We start from the raw sequence: 18,797 nt of genomic DNA on the forward strand, positions 1-18,797 counted from the left end.
TCCGTTCGTCCGGTCGTCAGACCTCGTACGCGGCGCCGGGCGCGGGGGCACCGGGCGGCGAGCCGGGGGTCGGGGTGGTGGCGGTGGCGGCGTCGACGGCCGCGGCCTGGTCGGCGACGGTGCGCAGGTCGAAGAGCCGGCCGACCCGGACGGCGCCGGGCCAGGCGCGTTCGAGGCGCAGGTGCAGGTCGACCACCCGGTGCGAGTTGCCGCCCACGGCGAAGAAGTCGTCCTCGGGACCGAAGTCGCCGTGTCCGAGGACCTCGGTCCAGAAGCCCGTCACCACCTGCCGGGCGCCGCCGTCGCCGGCCGCCGTCACCGGCGCCGGCTCCTCGGGCAGCAGCGCGCGCAGCGCCCTGAGGTCTGCCTTGCCGGACGGCGCGAGCGGGAAGGCGGCGACCCGGACGAACCGCTCCGGCACGGCCGGCCCGCCGACCAGGGCCGCACAGTGCGCGATCAGGTCGCCGGTGGCCGGAGCGGGCGCGCCGGGATCGGCCGGGGCCCAGAAGGCGGCCAGCGCGGTGCCGCCGTCCGGCGCGGCGACGGCGAGCACGGCGGCCTGCCGGACGGCGGGGTGGCGTTCCAGCGCCGCCTCCACCGCCTCCCGCTCGACCCGGACGCCGCGCACCTTGAGCTGCCCGTCGGCCCGGCCCCGGAACACCAGGGCCCCGGTGGCGTCGGCGGCGGCGAGGTCGCCGGTGCGGTACATCCGGGCGCCGGGGGCGGTGGCGAACGGGTCCGGGACGAACCGCAGCGCGGTCTCCCCCGCGCGCCCGGCGTAACCCTCGGCGACCTGCGGGCCCGCCACGTACAGGTCGCCGGCCTGCCCGGGCGGCACCGGGGCCAGCCGCTCGTCCAGCAGGTGGATCCGGGCCCCCGCGGTGGGCCGTCCGATCGGGACGGGGTCGGCCGGTGCGGGCGGGACGGGGTGGGCGGCCACGGTCACGGTGGTCTCGGTGGCGCCGTACTCGTTGATCAGCCGGGTGCCCGGCAGGGCGGCCCGGTGCCGTTCGGCCTGCGCGGCCGGCAGCGCCTCCCCGCCGACGATCCACCGGCGCAGGTGGGCGTCGGCGCCGGCCAGGTGCGGCAGCATCAGCCGGTGGAAGGAGGGCGGGCAGACCGCCACCTCGACCCGGTGGCGCCGGACCAGCCCGGCGGCCGCCCCCGGATCGGGCAGCGCCCGCTCGTCCGGCAGCACCGCGGTGCCGCCGCCACAGAGGGTGTGGAACAGCATCAGCAGCGGCCCGTCCCAGGAGAGCCGGGAGGCCGTGAAGGTGGTCGCGGCGGGGTCCTCGTCGCGGGAGGCGACCAGCTGGGCCAGCGCGCCCCGGGAGACCAGGACGGACTTGGGCTCCCCGGTGGTCCCCGAGGTGCTGACGGCGTAGGCGGGCGCATTCGGGGGCACCACGGCGTCCGGCCGCCCGGCCGCCGCGACGGCACCCGCCCGCGCCGCCTCCGCCACCGGCGTGACCGGCTGCCCGCAGCCGGCCGTGAGCTCCCGGACGGCGGCGGGCGGGGTGGCCGGGTCGCCGTCGTCGTACACCAGGACGGCGCAGCCGCTGTCGCGCAGCAGCCCGCGGACCATCGCGGCGGGCCGCTCGGGCTCCAGGACGCACCAGGCCGCGCCCAGCCGCAGCGCGGCCAGCATGCCGACGACGGTGCGCACGCCCTGGCGCCGGTACACCAGGACGACCTGGCCGGGGGCGACCCCGGCGGCGGCCAGCCGGTCGGCCAGCACCCGGCTCTCGACGTCGAGTTGACGGTAGGTCAGGCACTCCTCGCCGACCACGACGGCGATCCCGTCGGGCACCGTGCGGAACCGCGCCCGGATCAGGTCGAGCACGTCGGGGGCCGGCCGGCCGGCGGTCACGGGCGCGTCCCGTAGGCGTGGAAGCCCAGCCCGGTCTTGCGGCCGAGGTGTCCGCGCCGCACCAGGTCGAGCAGCAGCTCGCAGGGCCGGTAGCGCTCGTCGCCGGTGGTCTCCAGCAGGACGTCGAGGGTGTCCACGATGGTGTCCAGCCCGATCAGGTCGGCGGTGCGCAGCGGGCCCATGGCGTGGCCGAAGCACTCCTGGAAGATCAGGTCGACGGTCTCCGCGCCGGCGACGCCCTCCTGCACCCGGGCGGCCGCGTCGTTGACCATCGGCATCAGCACCCGGTTGGAGACGAACCCCGGCGAGTCGAGGACGACGTGGGCGCTGCGGCCGACCCCGGCGAGCAGCGCGAGGGTGGCCTCCAGGGTCCGGGCGGTGGTGGCGGGGCCGCGGACGACCTCGACGGTCTCCTTGAGGTAGGCGGGGTTCATGAAGTGCGTGGCGAGCACCCGGTCGGCCCGCTCGGTGTAGGAGGCGAGCTGGGCGACCGGGATGGCCGAGGTGCAGGAGGCGAACACCGTGGCGGGGGCGCAGACCCGGTCGAGCTCCCCGAGCACCTGCTCCTTGACGGCGAGCCGCTCGGAGGTGCACTCGACGACGAATCCGACCTCCGCGAGCCGATCGAACTCCTCCGTCCAGTCGATCAGTTCGGCCGTCCGCTCCACCGAGGGGCGGTCCTCGCCCGGGGCCGGTCGGCGGCCGAGCAGTCGGACGGCGCGCAGGCCGTCGTTCAGCCGGCGGGGACCGGCGTCGAGGGCGGCGCGGTGCCGGTCGACGACCACCACGGGGTGCCCGGCCGAGGCGAAGACCTGGGCGACGGCGGTGCCCATCGTCCCGGCGCCGACGACCCCGACCGGGATCCGCCCGGCGGCCCCGGCCGTCGAGGCGGGCGAGGCGGTCCCAGCGGTCGAGGGGGTCGCGGCGGTCCCAGCGGTCGAGGGGGTCGCGGCGGTCCCAGCGGTCGAGGGGGTCGCGGCGGTCTCGGGGCCCTGGCTGTCTTGCGGGTGCACGGCGTCCTTCCTGGTCACGGCATGGTGCACGGATCGTGGGGACCGGGGGTCGCCCCCGGGCCCGGGGTGAGCAGCCGGAGGTGGCCCGGCGACGGGGGCGGCGGGGCGGCGGCCGGGTAGCCGAGCAGCAGCCGGCCACCCTCCTCCTGGCCGACCACGGTGAACCCGGCGAACCGGAGGTTCACCAGCATCACCCGGTTGACGTCGGTGGGGACGAACTCGGCCAGCGGGCGGCGTCCTTCGGCGAGGGCGGCGCGCACGACGTGGCCGATCAGCGCCGGCCCGATGCCCCGGGACATCACCCGGCAGGACAGCAGCAGCAGGCGCAGGACCTCGGCCGGCCCGTCCGGCCCGTCGCCCTCCCGGTGCCGGGTCCGCTCGCTCAGCGCGAGGCCGATGGTGCCGTACGCACCGAACCGGTCGGTCAGTTCGGCGACCAGCACCCGGTGGTCGGGCGAGTCGCACAGCGCGCGCAGCTCCGCCAGGCCGTAGGTCCGGCCGGTGGTGTTGAGCTGGTGGGTGCGGACGGTGAGTTCGTGGGCCCGGGCGAGGTCGTCCGGCCAGGCCTGACGGATCGTCAATTCCAGGCCCAGCGACGCCAGGAACTCCTCGGGAGTGCCCTGGTGCTCCTCCCGGGCCTGCTCGCGGCGGGCCTCGCCGCGGTAGCGCAGGCGGCGCAGGCGGGCGTCGGCCGTGACGAACTCCGGCCGGAACTCCGGCCGTTCGGCCAGGGCGGCGACCTCCTCGGCCGGGTAGCAGCGCACCACCGGGTGGGCGGCGGCCACCTCGGCGCGCTCGACCGGGTCGTTGTCGACGAAGGCGACGGTGTCCAGTCCGATGCCGATGGCCTCGGCGATCCGCCGCACCGCGCCCGACTTGGGACCCCAGCCGATCTCCAGCACGGTGAACAGCTCGTACAGTCCGAGCCGCTCCAGGTGGGCGGCGGCGATCGCCGGATCGCTGCGGCTGGCGACGGCGTGCAGGACGCCGCGCTCGTCCAGCGCCCGCAGCGCGGCGGTCGCGGCGGGGAACGGCGCGGGGTCGTCGCCCTCCAGCACGGTGCCGTCCCAGAGGGTGTCGTCGAGGTCCCAGACCAGGACCTTGACCGTCGGCCGGTCCGGCCCGGTCATCCGCGCACCCCCTGGCGCAACAGGCGCTCCGCGATGTGCAGTTCGGCGACCTGCGGGCTGCCCTCGATGATCTCCATCACCTTGGCGTCCCGGTAGAACCGGCCCGCCCGGCTGCCGGGTTCGCAGCCCGCCGAGCCGAGGACCTGGACGGCCCGGTCGGCGACCGCCTTCGCCGCGCCGGCCGCCGCGTACTTGGCGACCACCGTCTCGGTGGCGGCGCCCAGCGGCGAACCGGCCCGGGCCTCGGCGGCCCGCTCGGCCAGCGCCCGGGCGCCCGCCGCGTCGACGGCCGAGCGGGCGAGCAGCGAGCGCACCAGCTGGTGGTCGGCCAGCGGCGCGCCGCCCTGGACCCGCCGCGCGGCGTGCTCGGCGGTGTCCGCCAGACAGGCCTCGGCCATGCCGACGCAGCCCCAGGCCACGGTGAACCGGCCGTGGTCCAGCGCCACCGCCGCGGTGTGGGTCAGGCCCAGCCCGGGCGGCGCCACCAGGTTCTCCCGGGGCACCCGCACCCGGTCGAAGGTGAGGTGGGCGATCCGCGCGGCGCGCAGGCCCAGTTGGCCGGTGACCGGCTCGCGGACGATCCCGGGGCGGTCGCCCTCCACCAGGACGGCCGTCGGGCCGGCGTCGGTGCGCCCCAGCACCAGGAACACGTCGGCGCTCTGTCCGAAGGTCACCCACCGCTTGGCGCCGGTGACGACCAGCTGCTCGCCGTCGTCCTCGATCCTCGTGCCGACCTCGGCGAGCGCGCTGCCGGCCTCCCGTTCGGTGGCGGCGAAGCCGGCCAGGAGGTCGCCGGACGCCAGGGCGGGCAGCCAGTGGGCCCGCTGCGCCTCCCCGCCCCAGCGCAGCAGCGCCGCGGCCGTCATGCCCTGGACGGTGAGCAGTGCGCGCAGGGCGCCGCAGACGCCACCCAGGTGCGCCACGGCCTCGCCCAGCTGGACCGGGGTGGCGCCGGCGCCGCCGTGGTGTGCGGGCAGGTCGAGGCCGAGCAGTCCGGCGGCGGCCACCGCGCGGACGGCCTCGTCCGGGAGCGCGCCGTGTTCGTCCCAGCTTCCGGCCTCGCCCCGGACGGCGGCGGCGAGTTCGGCCGCGGCCTCGACCAGGGCGGCGGCCGGGGCGTCCTGGGGGGAGGGCCGGGTGGCGCTAGCCGCGGGCGGCACGGCCGGCCCCCGTCTCCCCGCCGGCGGCCAGGCCGGCCCGCTTGCGCTCGACCAGCGCGGCGATCCGCTCGGCGGTGCGGAAGGAGTCCAGGTCGAGGTCGTCGACCTCGATCCGGATGTCGAACCGCTCCTCGACGAAGACCACCAGCTCCAGCGCGAACAGCGAGTCCGCGAGCCCCAGCGCGAAGTAGTCCTCGTCCGGTGCCACCGGCCGGCGCAGCGCGACGGTCAGGAACTCCCGTATCTCGATAGCCGTGTCGGTCACGCGGTGCTCTCCCAGGGTCCGATTTCCACCAGCAGCAGGTTCCATGCCGCCACCGGGCTGACGTTGACCAGGACGACCCGGTCGCCCTCGGCCAGCCGCCCGTTCGCCAGCGCCGTCCAGAGGTTGAGGAAGACGTCGTTCGGCCCCAGGTGGCCGTACCGGGCCAGGTTCTCCCGGCACTCCGGCAGGAGTTCGACGCCCAGCGACTCCGCCAGGAAGCGGAGTCCGCCCGCCGAGAGGTTCTGGCTGGCGTATCCGGCGATGTCGGCGCGGTCCAGGCCGTGCCGCTTCAGCAGGCGGTCCAGGAGCGCGGCGAGCCGGTTCCTGGTCTCCACCGCGAGCCGGAAGGAGTAGCCGGGCAGATCCCGGCACTCCTCCTGCCAGCTCTCCCAGGGGCGGTCCCGGTAGTCCACCCGGAAGAGGTCCCAGTACGCGCCGTTGGTCTCCTGGACCAGGTCCAGCACCCGCGCCGGGCCGGTGCGGGCGAGCAGCAGGGCCTGCCCGGCGTCGCCGTTGACGGTGACGGGGTGCCGGTAGCGGCCGGGGGTGGCCGGGGTGGACGCGTGGGCGACCAGGACGTGCCGGACGTCCGGGTCGGCGGCGAGCAGCCCGCGGGCGGCGAGCAGGGCCGGGCCGATCGAGACGCAGCCTAGGCCGCCCACCCCGAAGGTGACGGCCTGTTCGGCGCCGAGCCGGGCCTGCAGCCGGGTCGCCTCGGAGCTGAGCAGGGTCTCGGGGGCCCGGGAGTCGACGACGATCAGGGCGGACAGGTCCTGCGCGGCGAGCCCCGCGCGGGCGAGCGCGCTGCGGGCCGCCCGCTCGGCCAGCCCGGTCGGCCCGAGGTCGCGGTCGACGGCCACGGTGTCGATCCCGAGGCCGGCCAGGACGGTCCTGCGCTCGGCGTCCAGGCCCGCCACTTCCGGCAGCTCGCCGACCGGCACCCGGTGCTCCGGGAGGTGCCAGGCCGCCGCCCGGACCGCGAGCGGCGCGGGGGCGCCACCCGTCCTCGTCGTCACCATGACGTGTCCTCACTTTCCGGTGTCACTCGAACCACTCCGACCACTCCGCCACGCTCCGTCCGGGGCCGCGCTCCGTCCGGGGCCGCGGTTCAGGCACTGCGCAGGCAGCCGTCCGCCGCCGACTCGGCGAAGGCCTCCCCCAGTTCGCGCACCGCCTCGGCGACGCCGCTGCGGGGCACCCCGGCGTAGCCCACCACCAGGGCCGGCCCGGACTGCCAGGACCGGTGGTGGTACGAGCGGGCGCCGCGCACCAGCACCGAGCGGCGCAGCGCCCGGGCCACCAGCGCGGCCTCGTCCACCCGGTGCGGGAGCTGCACGTAGGCGTGCAGGCCGGCGAAGGCGCCGATGATCCGGGCCCCGGGCAGCCGGCGGCGGACGGCCTCGTGGAAGACCTCCCGGCGGGCCCGCAGCCGTTCGCGCTGGCGCCGCAGGTGCCGGTCGAGCTCGCCGCTGTCCAGCACCTCGGCGAACGCGTGCTGGGTGAACACGTCGCAGCCGAGGTCCCGTTGGGCGCGGACCTCCTCCAGCCGGCGGCGCAGCCGGGGCGGGGCGACCAGCCAGCCCAGCCGCATCCCCGGCGCCAGCGACTTGCTCGCGGTGCCCGCGTAGAGCACCCGGGACGGGGCCAGCCGCTGCAGCGCGGTGGGCCGGCGGCCGTGGTCCAGCCAGAGGTCGCCGTCGTAGTCGTCCTCGATGATCCAGCCGTCGACGTCCTCCGCCCAGCGGACCAGGGCGGCCCGCCGCTCGGCGCTGAGGACGGCCCCGGTGGGGAACTGGTGGGCGGGGGTGACCAGCACCGCGCGGGCGCCGGTGCGGGCCAGCGCGGCCACGTCGATGCCGTGCTCGTCGACCGGCACGGAGGGGCAGTCCAGGCCCGACTCGACGATGAACTGGCGCTGCTGGGGGTGGCACGGGTCCTCGACCGCGAGCGCGGTGAGGCCGGTGCGCGGCAGCGTGGCGCAGACCAGGCCGAGCGTCTGGGCGAAGCCGGAGACCACCATGACGTGTTCGGGGGTGGTGTGCACGCCGCGCGCCCGCCCGAGGTAGCGGGCGAGTTCGCCACGCAATGCCGGGACCCCGGACACCGGCGGGTAGCCGAGGTCGCGCGGACCGAGCCGGCGCACGGCCCGCTGGTAGGCGGCCAGCCACTCGCGCTGCGGGAAGGCGGAGGCGTCGGCGCCGCCGGCCCGCAGGTCCCAGCGGACCACCGGGGCGGGGCGGGCGTCGCTGAGCAGGGTCGGCATCCGGGTGCCCCGGTCCAAGTGGGTGGCGACCCGGGTGCCCGACCCCCGGGTCGCCTCCAGGTAGCCGCCGGCGACGAGCTGCCCGTAGGCCTCGACGACGACGCTGCGGGAGACCCGGAGGTCCTCGGCGAGCTGACGGCTGGACGGCAGCCGGGTGCCGGGGTGCAGCGCCCCCTCGGCGATCTCCCGCTTGATGCCGTCCCGGATCTGGGCGGTCAGCGGGAGCACGTCCTCCCGCGCCACGTCGATCAAGGTGTTCCAGGGCATGCTTGGCTCCTCCTCCCCCGCCCCCGGCTGCGGCAAGCCCTAGCGTCCGGTCGGCTCGGCGTCCAGCAGCGCCCGCAGGCACGCGGCGCGGACGGCCCGGCCGACGGCCTCGCCCTCCTCGTCGGCGATGCCGACCCCCCAGTACGAGCGGGAGTCCACGACGACTTCGAGGGCGGCGGTGACGGCGTCCAGCGGCGCGCCGGCCCGGGCCACGGCGAGGCCCTGGACGACGGCGTCGAGCCCGTAGCCGGCCACCGCCGCGGCGGCCGCCCCGGGCGTCGCCACGAGCGGCTCCGCCTCCGGCAGGCCGGGCGCGACCTCGGTGCCCAGCGCCACGTACCGCTCGACGAAGTGCTCCCACAGCTGCTCGCCGGTGATCTCGCCGCCGAGCTCCTCGCAGACCGCCTGCATCTCGGCGGCGAAGTCGATCTGGAGCCGGCGCGGCAGTTCGATGCCGTGCTCGGTACGCAGCAGGTGGGCGATGCCGCCCTTGCCGGACTGGGTGTTGATCCGGATCAACGCCTGGTAGTCGCGGCCGATGTCGCGCGGGTCGATGGGCAGGTACGGCACGTCCCAGACGTCCTGGCCGGACTCCTCGCGGGCGCGCAGGCCCTTGGCGATGGCGTCCTGGTGGGAGCCGGCGAAGGAGGTGTAGACGAAGTCGCCGGCCCACGGGTGGCGGGCGTGGACGGGCAGTTGGTTGCAGCTCTCGACGATCCGGCGGATGCCGTCGATGTCGCGCAGGTCCAGCATCGGGTCGACGCCCTGGGAGAACAGGTTCATGGCCAGGGTGACCAGGCAGACGTTGCCGGAGCGCTCGCCGTTGCCGAAGAGGGTGCCCTCGACCCGGTCGGCCCCGGCGAGGACCGCGAGTTCGGCGGCGGCGACGCCGCTGCCGCGGTCGTTGTGCGGGTGCACGCCGAGGATGGTGCGCTCGCGGTGCAGCAGGTTGCGGTGGGTGTACTCGATCCGGTCGGCGAACTCCTGCGGCGGGAACACCTCGACGGTGGAGGGCAGGTTGATCCGCAGGGTGTGCGCGGCCCGCGGGGCCCAGAAGTCGAGGACGGCGTTGCAGAGTTCGAGCGCGTAGTCCGGCTCGGTCTGGGTGTAGGACTCCGGCGCGTACTGCAGGTAGATCTCCGTGCCGGGGATCGAGTCCTGGAGCTTGAGGGCCTGTTCGGCGCCGTCGAGCGCCATGGCGGTGGTCTGCCGGCGGTCCTTGCGGAAGACCAGGCGGCGCTGGACCTCCGAGGTCGGGTGGAAGATCTGCAGGACGGCGCGCGGCACGCCCTCCAGGGCCTTGACGGTGCGTTCGATGAAGTCGTCGCGGATCGGCGTCATGACCTGGACGACGACGTCGTCCGGGATCGCGTCGGCGTCGACGAGGTGACGCAGGAAGGCGTGGTCGTCCTGGGAGGCGGTGGGGAAGCCGACCTCGATCTCCTTGAACCCCATGTCGACCAGCAGGTCGAACATCCGCCGCTTGCGGGCGATGTCCATCGGGTCCGTCAGGGCCTGGTTGCCGTCGCGCAGGTCGACGCTGCACCACAGCGGGGCCTGTTCCGCACGGCGGCCCGGCCAGCCGCGGTCGGGCAGGCCGACCGCCTCGTAGGGCCGGTACTTCCGGACCGGCATCGCGCTGTGGCGCTGGATGCCCTGGTCGCGGGCGGGTACGCCCTGCGGTGTGTCCGCGTCGGTGGGTTGAGCGGTCATCTCTCCTCCACAACGGTGGTCTGGGGGGTCTTGTGGGGACGCTCTGTCAGGCGGGCCAGGTGCTGAACTGTCTCCTCCCGTAGAGCAGCGGCGGTGCGTCGCTGAGCTCGGTGATCCGGACGACCTCGCCGAACACCATCCGCTGGCCGCCGACCGGGACCACCTGGCCGACCCGGCAGTCGGCCACCGCGTGGGCGTCGCGGACCAGGTGGGGTCCGCCGGCGCCGGGGGGCAGCCGCCAGGTGGTGGCGTCGAACCGGTCCGGGTCACCGGAGGCGAACAGTTCGGCGGTGCCGCGGCCGTCGGCGTGCAACAGGTTCACCGCGAACGCGCCGCTCTGCAGCACGGCCTTCAGGGTCGGGCTCTCCGCCCGCATGCCGACCAGCAGCGTGGGCGGCTCGACGGTGACGCTGCACAGTGCGGAGCAGGTCATGCCCCAGGGCCGGGCCGTGTCGTCCAGCGAGGTGACGATGGAGACGCCGCTCGGGAAGCCGGCCATGAAGGTCCGGAAGTCGGAGGGGGTTGAGGTGACGAGTTCCACGTGATTCACCGCTCGACTGGGTAGGGGACCGGCTCCGCGGTCCGGGGCGCGTCCGCGTCCGCGGCCGCCGTGCGCCGGTCGATGGCCCACAGCAGCGGGCCGCTGAGCACCGTCGTGAACAGGGCCATCACGACGAGGGCGAGGAACAGTGCCGGCGTGAGGATCCCGGCTTGGTAGCCCGTCTGGAGGACGGCGAGCTCGGTCAGGCCGCGGGCGTTGAGGAACACCGCGACCCGCATGCACTCCACCGGGGGCCGGCCGGCCGCCCGCGCGCCGAAGTAGCTGCCGACGAGCTTGCCGAAGATCGCGAGCGCGACCGACAGCAGGACGGCCTGCCAGGAGAACACGCTGAGCGGTGCCGAGGCGAGGCCCATGCCGGTCACCGTGAACAGCAGCGGCAGCACGAACCGGCCCCAGCCGCCGACGGTGTTGGCGGCCCTGGTCCAGGGCCCGGTCCCGTTGTCGCCCGGGAGGGCGAGTGCGACCAGGACGGCCCCGAGCACGTCGGTCAGGCCCAGCCGCGAGGTGGTCAGGGCGGCGGCCACCGCCGCGGCGGTGGTCAGCCCGATCGGCACCGCCACCGGGATCCGCTCGGCCCAGGCCCGGGGCCCCGGGAGGCCGCCGGTCCGGCGGATCGCCCACGCGCCCAGCAGGCCGACGACGAACACCAGGTACGGGGTGATCTTCCCGCCACCGTGCGAGAGGCCGACCGCGATCGCCAGCAGCGACCAGGTGACGGCGTCGATGGAGACCGCGACCGCCATGCAGAGCCGGCCGATCGCGGTGTTGAGCATGCCGCGGTCGTCCAGGATGCCGGCCAGCACCGGGACGGCGGTGACGGCCAGGGCGATCGCCAGCATCAGGACCAGCACCCCGGCCGGCGCGCCGCCGCGCAGGGCCGGGGAGCCGTCGGCCAGGACCCACGCGGCGAACGCCACGCCGCAGCCGAGCGGCAGCAGCAGCGAACCGGTGGCGGTCAGGGCGATGGTCCGCCCGCCGAGCCGGCTGCCGCCGGCCCGGATCTCGTGGACGGCGCCCACCAGGAAGAGCGCGAGGCCGAGGTGGCCCGCCTTCTCCAGGACGGCCCCGCCGTCCATGGTGGCCGGCTTCCAGTGCCACTGGCTGGCCAGCAGCGCACCGAGCAGGAGGCAGGCCATGATCTCGCCGACGATCTCAGGCTGTCGCAGCAGCTTGGCCAGGCGGCGTCCGAGCAGTGCCACGGGGACGAGCAGAGCGAGCGTCACCGCGGCCGGTACGTACGGAAGACTGTCCATGGTGCCTCCTTCCTCGGGGAGCCGAACGGGTCAGTGCATCTGGGCGAGGTACTCGTACTGGCTGGGCAGGCGCTTCACGAGCTCGGCGGACTGGTCGCGCAGGAGCTGGAACTCCTTCTCCGCGAGGGTGGAGTCCTGCAGGGCGACCGAGGGCGCGGCCTTGAGCTCGATGCCGCCGAGACCGAGCAGCATGGCCAGGTAGGAGTAGGACTCGAACCCGTGGAAGTGCGGGAAGATGGTGGCCTCCGTCGGAGGCTTGGCCCGCCACAGCTCGATCCGCTCGGCCAGGCCGTCGGGCATCACCCGGGTCTTGGCGTCCCGCCAGTAGGCGTTGTCCTCGCGGGCCGCGGCCTTGTAGTGCAGGACGAGGAACTCCCGCACGCCGTCGATGGTGTTGCCGACGATGCGGTTGTAGGAGCGGCGCAGCGCCGGATCCCAGTTCGCGTCCGGGAAGTGCTTGACCAGCTCTTCGATGCCCTGCTGGATGAAGAAGATGCCGGTCGACTCCAGGGGCTCGACGAAGCCGCTGGACAGGCCGATCGCGACGCAGTTGTTGACCCAGGCGTTGCGGGTGCGGCCGATCCGCATCTTGATGTGGTTGGCCTCCAGGCCCTCCGCGTCCGGGCCGATCTGGGCGCGCAGCGTGGCCTCGGCCTGCTCGGGCGTCGTGTACTCGTCGGAGTAGACGTAGCCGGTGCCGATGCGGCCGAACAGCGGGATGGTCCAGATCCAGCCGGCGTCCGAGGCGGTGGCGGTGGTGCACGGGCGCAGGCCGCGCTTCTCCATGTCGACCGGGACGCGCAGCGCGACCGCGCGGTTGTTGGGCAGGGTGTCCTGGAAGGAGGTGAACGGCTCCTCCAGGGTCTGGTTGATCAGCAGGCCGCGGAAGCCGGTGCAGTCGATGAACAGGTCGCCCTCGATCAGGCCGTGCTCCTTGGTGCGGACGCCGCTGATCCAGCCGCGCTCGTCCTGGACGACCTCGACGACGTCGTCCTCGATGTGCTTGGCGCCGCGCTCGGTGGCGTACTCGGAGAGGAAGTCGGCCAGCAGCGAGGCGTCGAACTGGTAGGCGTACGGGAACTGGGTGTCCTGCTCGGTGAGGGTGTCGCGCTCGGCCGAGTCGCCGCCCTCCTTGAAGTCCTGCTCGAAGAGGGTGCCGTCGAGGTAGCGCGGGGACTTCTCGGCGTCGCAGATCGCGGCCATCAGGAACACGTCCTGGTCGAAGCGGTCGCCGGAGCGGCTGTTCAGCCACCAGTCGGTGAGCGGGAGGCCGTCGACGACCCGGAGGCGCTCGAAGGGGTGGTAGAAGTAGTGGCCCTTGCGCCGCCAGTTCTCGAATCGGATGCCCAGCTTGTAGGTGGCATTGCACTTGGGCATCCAGACGTGCTCCGGCAGGCCCAGGTAGTTGAAGAAATGCCGGACGGTGCTGAAGGTCGCCTCACCGACCCCGATGGACTTGATTCGCTTGGATTCCACCAGCGTGACGGAAATGCGATCGCCGAATGCGGCGCGCAGGTACGAGGCGGCCATCCAACCGGATGTCCCACCACCGACGATGACGACGTTGCCCAGCATTCCTGACCCTCTCAGCGGTCGTTCAACCCGGAGGCCCGGGCTGTCCCATGGCTCGAAATCCTCCGACAGCGGCGCCATCGGAAACAGGCTTTTAAGTCTCAGCGGAAACACGCACTCCAGCGCCGCCCGGGCCTTCGCCGGGAGTTTTCCGACATGCCGAACAGATGGCACCCGGTGGTTGGGGGTGCCATCTGTTCGGCGGAAGTCGCCGGAATTCGGCGGGGTGGCGCGGGCCCGGACGGGCCGGCGCTCAGTCCCCGTCCAGCAGGTAGTCGTGCAGCAGCGAGATCACCCGGGCCCGCTGCGCGGTCAGGTAGAAGTGCCCGCCGGGCAGCACGTGGAAGGCGAACTCCTTGCCGGCCAGCGCCTCCCAGCCCCGGGCCCGCTCGACGCTCACCGTGACGTCGGAGTCCCCGGTGAACACCACGACCCCGCAGTCCACCGGGCGCAGCGCGGTGGGCCGGTAGGAGTCGATCAGCAGGTAGTCGTTGCGCAGGATCGGCAGGACCATCTCCCGGATGTCCGGGTCGTCGAAGATCGCCATCTGGGTCCCGCCGTGGCCCGCGACGGTGGCGAGCAGGTCGTCGTCGCCGCGCGGCCGGGCGGGCGCCCGCCCGGCCGCCGCGTCACCGGTTCCGCTCGGCGCCTGCGGCGGCGGGTACCCGGAGAGCACCAGCCGGGCCACCGGGAGGCCGTGCGCGTGCAGCGACTGCACGGTCTCGTACGCGAGCAGCGCACCCATGCTGTGGCCGAAGACGACCGTCTCGACGCCGGGGCGGTCGGTCTCCAGCAGCGCCTGCGTCAGCTCGGCCACCAGGGTCTCGGCGTCGTCGACGAAGGGGTCCTCGATCCGCTCCTCCCGCCCCGGGTACTGGACGAGTTGGAGCTCGACGGCCGCCGAGAGGTGGTTGGCCCAGGGCCGGTAGAAGCCGGCGCTGCCGCCGGCGTGCGGCAGGCAGACCAGCCGCCGGGTCGCCTCCGGGCGCGGCCGGGGGATCACCAGCCAGGGTTGGTCGTTCACTCGGTCCCTTTCTGCCGTCGGCCCCGCGGGGCCGGGTTACCGGTGCGGCCGGTCATCCGCAGGCCCGGATGATCGCCCGCAGAGCCTCGTGCATGCCCTGGAGCAGGGCGGTGACGGCCGCGTCGTCGAACCGGCCGCCCGCGTGCACGCAGGACAGCTCCATCCGGCCGCCCTCGACCGCGGCGGCGACGTCCAGCTCGTAGGTCCGGGTCTCGGCCGGCTCGTGGTCGCCGCCGCCGTGGTCCAGGTGACGCAGGATCAGCCGGTCCCCCTCGGGCAGCTGGTTGTCCCACTGGCCGAGGTAGTTGAAGCCGATCCGGGCCCTGGGGGCGGGGACCCGCAGGTCCTCCCGGGCGGCGGCGTCCGCCGCCAGCCGCAGCACGCCGTGGCCGATGCCGCGGCGCGGCACGGCGCGCAGCCGGCGCTTGGCCGTCCGGACGGCGGCGGGCGGCGCGAGGTCCGCGGGCACGTCGAGCAGGACGGGGTAGATCGTGGTGAACCAGCCGACGGTGCGGGACAGGTCGACGCCGTCCAGGATCTCCTCGCGGCCGTGCCCCTCCAGGTCGATCACGGTGCCGCCGTCGCCGGCGTGGCCCTGGGCCGCGAGCGCCTGGGCGAGGGCGGTCAGCAGCACCTCGTGGACCTGCGCGCGCAGCGCGCCGGGCACCCGGCGCAGCAGCGCCTCCGTCTCGTCCACGGTCAGGGTGTGCCGCACGGTACGGCGGTCGCCGAACCGGCCGGTGCCGACGGGCTCCCCGGCGGACTGCTCGACGGCTGCGGGCAGCGCCCGCCAGTGCGCGAGCTCGTCGTCGAAGCCGCCGGCCAGGGCGTGCTCGCGCAGCCGGCGCGACCACTGGCCGAAGGAGGTGGAGCGCGGGGCGAGCCGGACGGGCCGGCCGGCCGTCAGATCGGCGTAGGCCGAGCGCAGGTCGTCCAGCAGGACGCGCCAGGAGACGCCGTCCACCACCAGGTGGTGCGCGGTGAGGAACAGCCGGGCCGGGCGGTCCGGTCCGAGGTCGGCCAGGACGGCGCGCAGCAGCGGCCCGTCGGCCAGCCGCAGGCCCCGCTGGGCCTGCCGGAACGCCTCGGTGAGCCGCTCCTCGACGTCGTCTCCCGCACGGGCGAGGTCGAGCAGCCGGAAGTCCCAGCACCCGTCGGCCTGCTCCGCCACCTCCTGGGACCAGACCCCGGCGCCGTCGCGGGTGTAGCGGGCGCGCAGCATGTCGTGCTGTGCGACCAGCGCGGCCAGGGCCGTGCGCAGGGCCTCGACGTCGGTGCCCGGGACGAGTTCGAACAGCAGGGACTGGTTGAAGTGGTCCGGGTTGACGGTGTGGTGCTCGAAGAACCACTGCTGCACGGCGGTCAGCGGGACGGGCCCGGTGCGGTACGGGTCCTCCTCGGCCGGCCCGGCGTCGCCCGTCCCGGCGACCTTGGCGAGCGCGGCGACGGTCTTGTGCTGGAAGAGGTCCCGGGCGGTGAAGTGCAGGCCCTCCTGACGGGCCCGGGCGACCACCTGGGTGGAGAGGATGGAGTCGCCGCCGAGCAGGAAGAAGTCGTCCTCGGCGCCGACGTCCTCGACGCCCAGCACCGAGCGGAACACCGCGGCCAGCGCGGTCTCCACCGGGCCGTTCGGCGGGGTGACGACGCGGGCCAGCGCCGCCCGGGCGTCCGGCAGGGCGTCCCGGTCGACCTTCCCGTTGGTGGTGAGCGGCAGCCGCTCCATCGGGATCAGCGCGGCCGGCACCATGAAGGCGGGCAGTTCCTCGGTCAGCGCCGCGCGGACCGCGCGGACCGTCTCGCCCTGGTCGTGGCCGGGCGCGGCGACCAGGTAGCCGACGAGCTGCTTGCCGCGGTCGCTCTCGCGCACCACCACGGCGGCCTGCTCGATGGCGGGGTGGCGCTGCATGGCCGCCTCGATCTCGCCGGGCTCGACCCGGAAGCCGCGCACCTTGACCTGGTCGTCGACGCGGCCGCGGAAGTCGATCCGCCCGTCCGGCAGCCAGGCGGCCAGGTCGCCGGTGCGGTAGAGCCGCGCCTTGGGGTCGTCGTCGAAGGGGTGCGGGACGAACCGCTGGCTGGTCAGCTCCGGGCGGCCCAGGTAGCCCTGGGCGACGCCGCGGCCGCCGAGGTGGATCTCGCCGGTGACGGCGGCCGGCACCGGGTTGCCGTGCGGGTCCAGCAGGTAGACCTCGGTGTTGGGCAGCGGCCGCCCGATCGACAGCCGGGTGCCGCCCTCCTCGGCCCGGACCTCGAACATGGTGGCGCCGACGGTGTTCTCGGTCGGGCCGTAGCCGTTGATGAAGCGGTGCACCCGCGACCACTTGCGGGCCAGGCCGACCGGGCAGCGGTCGCCGACGGCGAGCACCACCGAGCCGGCGGGCAGCGCCTCGGGCTCGACCGCCGCCAGCGCCGCGGGCGGCAGCCCGAGGACGGTGGGCCGGCCGGCCGCCATGGTGCGCAGCTGCTCGCCGCCGAGCGCCTCGGACTCGTTCGCCGGGATGGCGAGGACGGCGCCGGAGACCAGGGCCAGGAAGGTCTCCCAGACCGCGCCGTCGAAGCTGGGCGAGGAGAGCTGGCACACCGTGTTGTCGGGGCCGGTGCCGACGATCAGCCGCGAGGCGTTGATCATGTTGGTCAGGCCGCCGTGGCCCAGCAGTACGCCCTTGGGCGTCCCGGTGGAGCCGGAGGTGTAGACGATGTAGGCGAGCGCGTCCGGCGCCACCGGCAGGCCCTCGGGCACCGCTCCGGTGTGCGCGTCGAGCTGCGGGCGCAGGTCCTCCAGGACCAGCGGCTCGGCCGCGGAGGCGGCGGAATCGGCCGATCCGGCGAAGTCGGCGGCCAGCGAGCGCTGGGTGAACACGAACCGGGCGCCGGTCTCGCTCAGCATCAGCTCCCGGCGGGCGGCCGGGAAGCGCGGGTTCAGCGGCAGGAAGGCGGCGCCGGCCTTGAGCACCGCGAGGGTGGCGGCCACCTGGGCGGGGCCGCGCTCGCAGCAGATGCCGACGACGTCCCCGGGGCGGGTGCCGCGCTCGCGCAGCACCTGGGCCAACAGCCCGGACAGGCGGTCGAGTTCGGCGTAGCTGAGCTGCTCGTCGCCGCGCACCACCGCGAGCTGGTCCGGGCGTTCGGCGGCCCGCTTGGCCACCAGCAGGTGCACCGGGTCCTGCTCGGGGAAGGCCACCGGGTTGCGGGCCCAGTCGACGGTGAGCCGGTGGTGCTCCTTCGGATTGAGCAGGTCGAGCCGGCCCAGCTCCTGGTCGGGGTCGGCGGCGATCGAGCCGAGCAGGGTGGTCAGGTGGCCGGCGAAGCGGCGCACCGTGTCCTCGTCGTACAGGTCGGTGCTGTACTCCAGCGCCGACCAGAGGCTGCCGTCGGGGCGCTCCTCGAAGGCCACCACGAGGTCGAAGCCGGTGCTCGCCTGCGGCAGGGCGAGCTGCTCCATGGTCAGCCCCGGCAGGTCGAGCACCGCCTCGGGGGCGTTCTGCAGGACGATCAGCACCTGGGCGAGCGGCATCCGGCTGGGGTCGCGCTCGGGCTGGACGGCGTCCACCACCCGCTCGAACGGGACCTCCGCGTGGTCGAAGCCGGCCAGCACGGTGTCGCGGACCTGCCCGAGGAACTCCCGGAAGCCGAGGCCCGGTTCGGTCCGGGCGCGCAGCACCAGCGTGTTGAGGAACAGCCCGACCAGGTCCGCCAGTTCGGGCTCGTCGCGGCCGGCCACCGGGGTGCCGACGGCGACGTCCTCCTGCCGGGAGAGCCGGGCGAGCAGCAGTTGGGTCGCCGCGGTGAGCGTCATGAACAGCGTGGCCGCGGCGGACTCGGTGAGCTCGCGCAGCCCGGCGACGGTCTCGGCCGGGACGCTGAACTCGTGGAAGGCGCCCGCCCCGGTGGGCACGGCGGGGCGCTGCCGGTCGGTCGGCAGCTCCAGGACGGGGACGCCGTCGAGCTGCTTGCGCCAGTAGTCGAGCTGCTCGTCGAGCCGCCCGTCGGAGAGCCGCTCGCGCTGCCACACCGAGTAGTCCGCGTACTGAGGCCCCGGGGCGGGCAGGTCCGCCTCGCGCCCCTGCAGCGCGGCCGCGTAGGACTGGCCGAGCTCGCGGGTGACGATCGACAGCGACCAGCCGTCGTGCGCGATGTGGTGGATGCTCAGGACCAGCACGTGCTCGCGCTCGGAGAGCCGCACGAGGAGGGTCCGCAGCACCGGGCCGGTCCGCAGGTCGAAGGGCCGGGCGGCCTCCTCGCGGACCAGCCGCAGCAGTTCGTCCTCGCGGTCCTCGGCCGTCCCGCCGCCGGCCTCCACGACCGGCAGCGGGATGTCCACGCTCGGGTGCGGGATCTGCACCGGGACGCCGTCCACCTGGTCGTAGGTGGTGCGCAGCGCCTCGTGCCGGCCGACGACGGCGGCCAGCGCGCGGTGCAGCGCCGCGTGGTCGAGCTCGCCGCGCAGCCGCAGCGCGAAGGAGGAGTTGTAGCCGACCGCCTGCGGGTCGAACTCGTACAGGAACCACATCCGCTGCTGGGCGAAGGACATCGGCAGCGGGCGGCCGCGGTCGACCGGGCGCAGCGCGGTGCTCGCGGCGGCCGCCGGGGCGGGCGCCTCGGCGCCCGCCAGCCGGTCCCGCAGCAGGGCCCGCAGGTGCTCGGGCAGGGCCGCTATGCGGTCCTGGCGGGACGTGGACGTCTGGACTTCACTCATGTCGGTTGC

At 75.0% G+C, this 18,797-nt stretch carries 13 protein-coding genes; all 13 read right to left on the reverse strand.

The window, feature by feature from the left end; all coding sequences use genetic code 11:
* Positions 1 to 16: 16 nt before the first annotated feature.
* On the reverse strand, positions 17 to 1,870 hold the full coding sequence (locus ACIO5E_RS06350) for a non-ribosomal peptide synthetase (RefSeq protein WP_400664347.1): 1,854 nt from the start codon (positions 1,868 to 1,870) through the stop codon (positions 17 to 19).
* A complete protein-coding gene (locus tag ACIO5E_RS06355; RefSeq protein ID WP_400664349.1) occupies positions 1,867 to 2,883 on the reverse strand; it encodes a 3-hydroxyacyl-CoA dehydrogenase NAD-binding domain-containing protein in 1,017 nt (338 codons plus the stop codon). Before ACIO5E_RS06355 ends, ACIO5E_RS06350 begins: the two co-directional genes overlap by 4 nt.
* Before the next feature lie 14 nt (positions 2,884 to 2,897).
* Positions 2,898 to 4,013: an HAD-IIIC family phosphatase gene (locus ACIO5E_RS06360; protein ID WP_400664351.1), complete on the reverse strand. Its 1,116-nt coding sequence runs from the start codon at positions 4,011 to 4,013 to the stop codon at positions 2,898 to 2,900.
* Complete coding sequence (locus ACIO5E_RS06365) at positions 4,010 to 5,173, reverse strand: acyl-CoA dehydrogenase family protein (protein ID WP_400664353.1); 1,164 nt, start codon at positions 5,171 to 5,173, stop codon at positions 4,010 to 4,012. The genes ACIO5E_RS06360 and ACIO5E_RS06365 overlap by 4 nt, the downstream gene beginning before the upstream one ends.
* Positions 5,157 to 5,438 (reverse strand): phosphopantetheine-binding protein, encoded by a 282-nt coding sequence (locus ACIO5E_RS06370; protein WP_400664355.1) that lies wholly within the window; start codon positions 5,436 to 5,438, stop codon positions 5,157 to 5,159. Before ACIO5E_RS06370 ends, ACIO5E_RS06365 begins: the two co-directional genes overlap by 17 nt.
* Positions 5,435 to 6,457: a 3-oxoacyl-[acyl-carrier-protein] synthase III C-terminal domain-containing protein gene (locus ACIO5E_RS06375; protein WP_400664357.1), complete on the reverse strand. Its 1,023-nt coding sequence runs from the start codon at positions 6,455 to 6,457 to the stop codon at positions 5,435 to 5,437. The genes ACIO5E_RS06370 and ACIO5E_RS06375 overlap by 4 nt, the downstream gene beginning before the upstream one ends.
* 89 nt (positions 6,458 to 6,546) lie before the next feature.
* Complete coding sequence (locus tag ACIO5E_RS06380; RefSeq protein WP_400664359.1) at positions 6,547 to 7,968, reverse strand: PLP-dependent aminotransferase family protein; 1,422 nt, start codon at positions 7,966 to 7,968, stop codon at positions 6,547 to 6,549.
* Positions 7,969 to 8,007: 39 nt separating this feature from the next.
* A complete protein-coding gene (locus ACIO5E_RS06385) occupies positions 8,008 to 9,681 on the reverse strand; it encodes a 2-isopropylmalate synthase (protein ID WP_400664361.1) in 1,674 nt (557 codons plus the stop codon).
* A 46-nt stretch (positions 9,682 to 9,727) separates the two neighbouring features.
* Positions 9,728 to 10,222: a flavin reductase family protein gene (locus ACIO5E_RS06390; RefSeq protein ID WP_400664363.1), complete on the reverse strand. Its 495-nt coding sequence runs from the start codon at positions 10,220 to 10,222 to the stop codon at positions 9,728 to 9,730.
* A 5-nt stretch (positions 10,223 to 10,227) separates the two neighbouring features.
* Positions 10,228 to 11,496, reverse strand: a complete 1,269-nt coding sequence (locus ACIO5E_RS06395; protein WP_400664365.1) for a cation:proton antiporter — start codon at positions 11,494 to 11,496, stop codon at positions 10,228 to 10,230.
* Positions 11,497 to 11,526: 30 nt separating this feature from the next.
* On the reverse strand, positions 11,527 to 13,071 hold the full coding sequence (locus ACIO5E_RS06400; protein ID WP_400664367.1) for a tryptophan halogenase family protein: 1,545 nt from the start codon (positions 13,069 to 13,071) through the stop codon (positions 11,527 to 11,529).
* A gap of 250 nt (positions 13,072 to 13,321) precedes the next feature.
* Positions 13,322 to 14,092: a thioesterase II family protein gene (locus tag ACIO5E_RS06405; protein ID WP_400664369.1), complete on the reverse strand. Its 771-nt coding sequence runs from the start codon at positions 14,090 to 14,092 to the stop codon at positions 13,322 to 13,324.
* Between the two features lie 52 nt (positions 14,093 to 14,144).
* Entirely contained in the window at positions 14,145 to 18,788 is a 4,644-nt protein-coding gene (locus ACIO5E_RS06410) for an amino acid adenylation domain-containing protein (RefSeq protein ID WP_400664371.1), read from the reverse strand.
* Between the last annotated feature and the right edge of the window lie 9 nt (positions 18,789 to 18,797).

The organism is Kitasatospora sp. NPDC087314, assembly GCF_044744365.1.
In the GTDB taxonomy this organism is placed as follows: Bacteria; Actinomycetota; Actinomycetes; order Streptomycetales; family Streptomycetaceae; genus Kitasatospora.

What these genes read in the sequence shown, in the direction of transcription:
- ACIO5E_RS06385 (WP_400664361.1), bottom strand. Translation starts at nt 9,681, where the DNA reads ATGACCGCTCAACCCACCGACGCGGACACACCGCAGGGCGTACCCGCC.
- ACIO5E_RS06395 (WP_400664365.1), bottom strand. Translation starts at nt 11,496, where the DNA reads ATGGACAGTCTTCCGTACGTACCGGCCGCGGTGACGCTCGCTCTGCTC.
- ACIO5E_RS06380 (WP_400664359.1), bottom strand. Translation starts at nt 7,968, where the DNA reads ATGCCCTGGAACACCTTGATCGACGTGGCGCGGGAGGACGTGCTCCCG.
- ACIO5E_RS06360 (WP_400664351.1), bottom strand. Translation starts at nt 4,013, where the DNA reads ATGACCGGGCCGGACCGGCCGACGGTCAAGGTCCTGGTCTGGGACCTC.
- ACIO5E_RS06375 (WP_400664357.1), bottom strand. Translation starts at nt 6,457, where the DNA reads ATGGTGACGACGAGGACGGGTGGCGCCCCCGCGCCGCTCGCGGTCCGG.
- ACIO5E_RS06400 (WP_400664367.1), bottom strand. Translation starts at nt 13,071, where the DNA reads ATGCTGGGCAACGTCGTCATCGTCGGTGGTGGGACATCCGGTTGGATG.
- ACIO5E_RS06410 (WP_400664371.1), bottom strand. Translation starts at nt 18,788, where the DNA reads ATGAGTGAAGTCCAGACGTCCACGTCCCGCCAGGACCGCATAGCGGCC.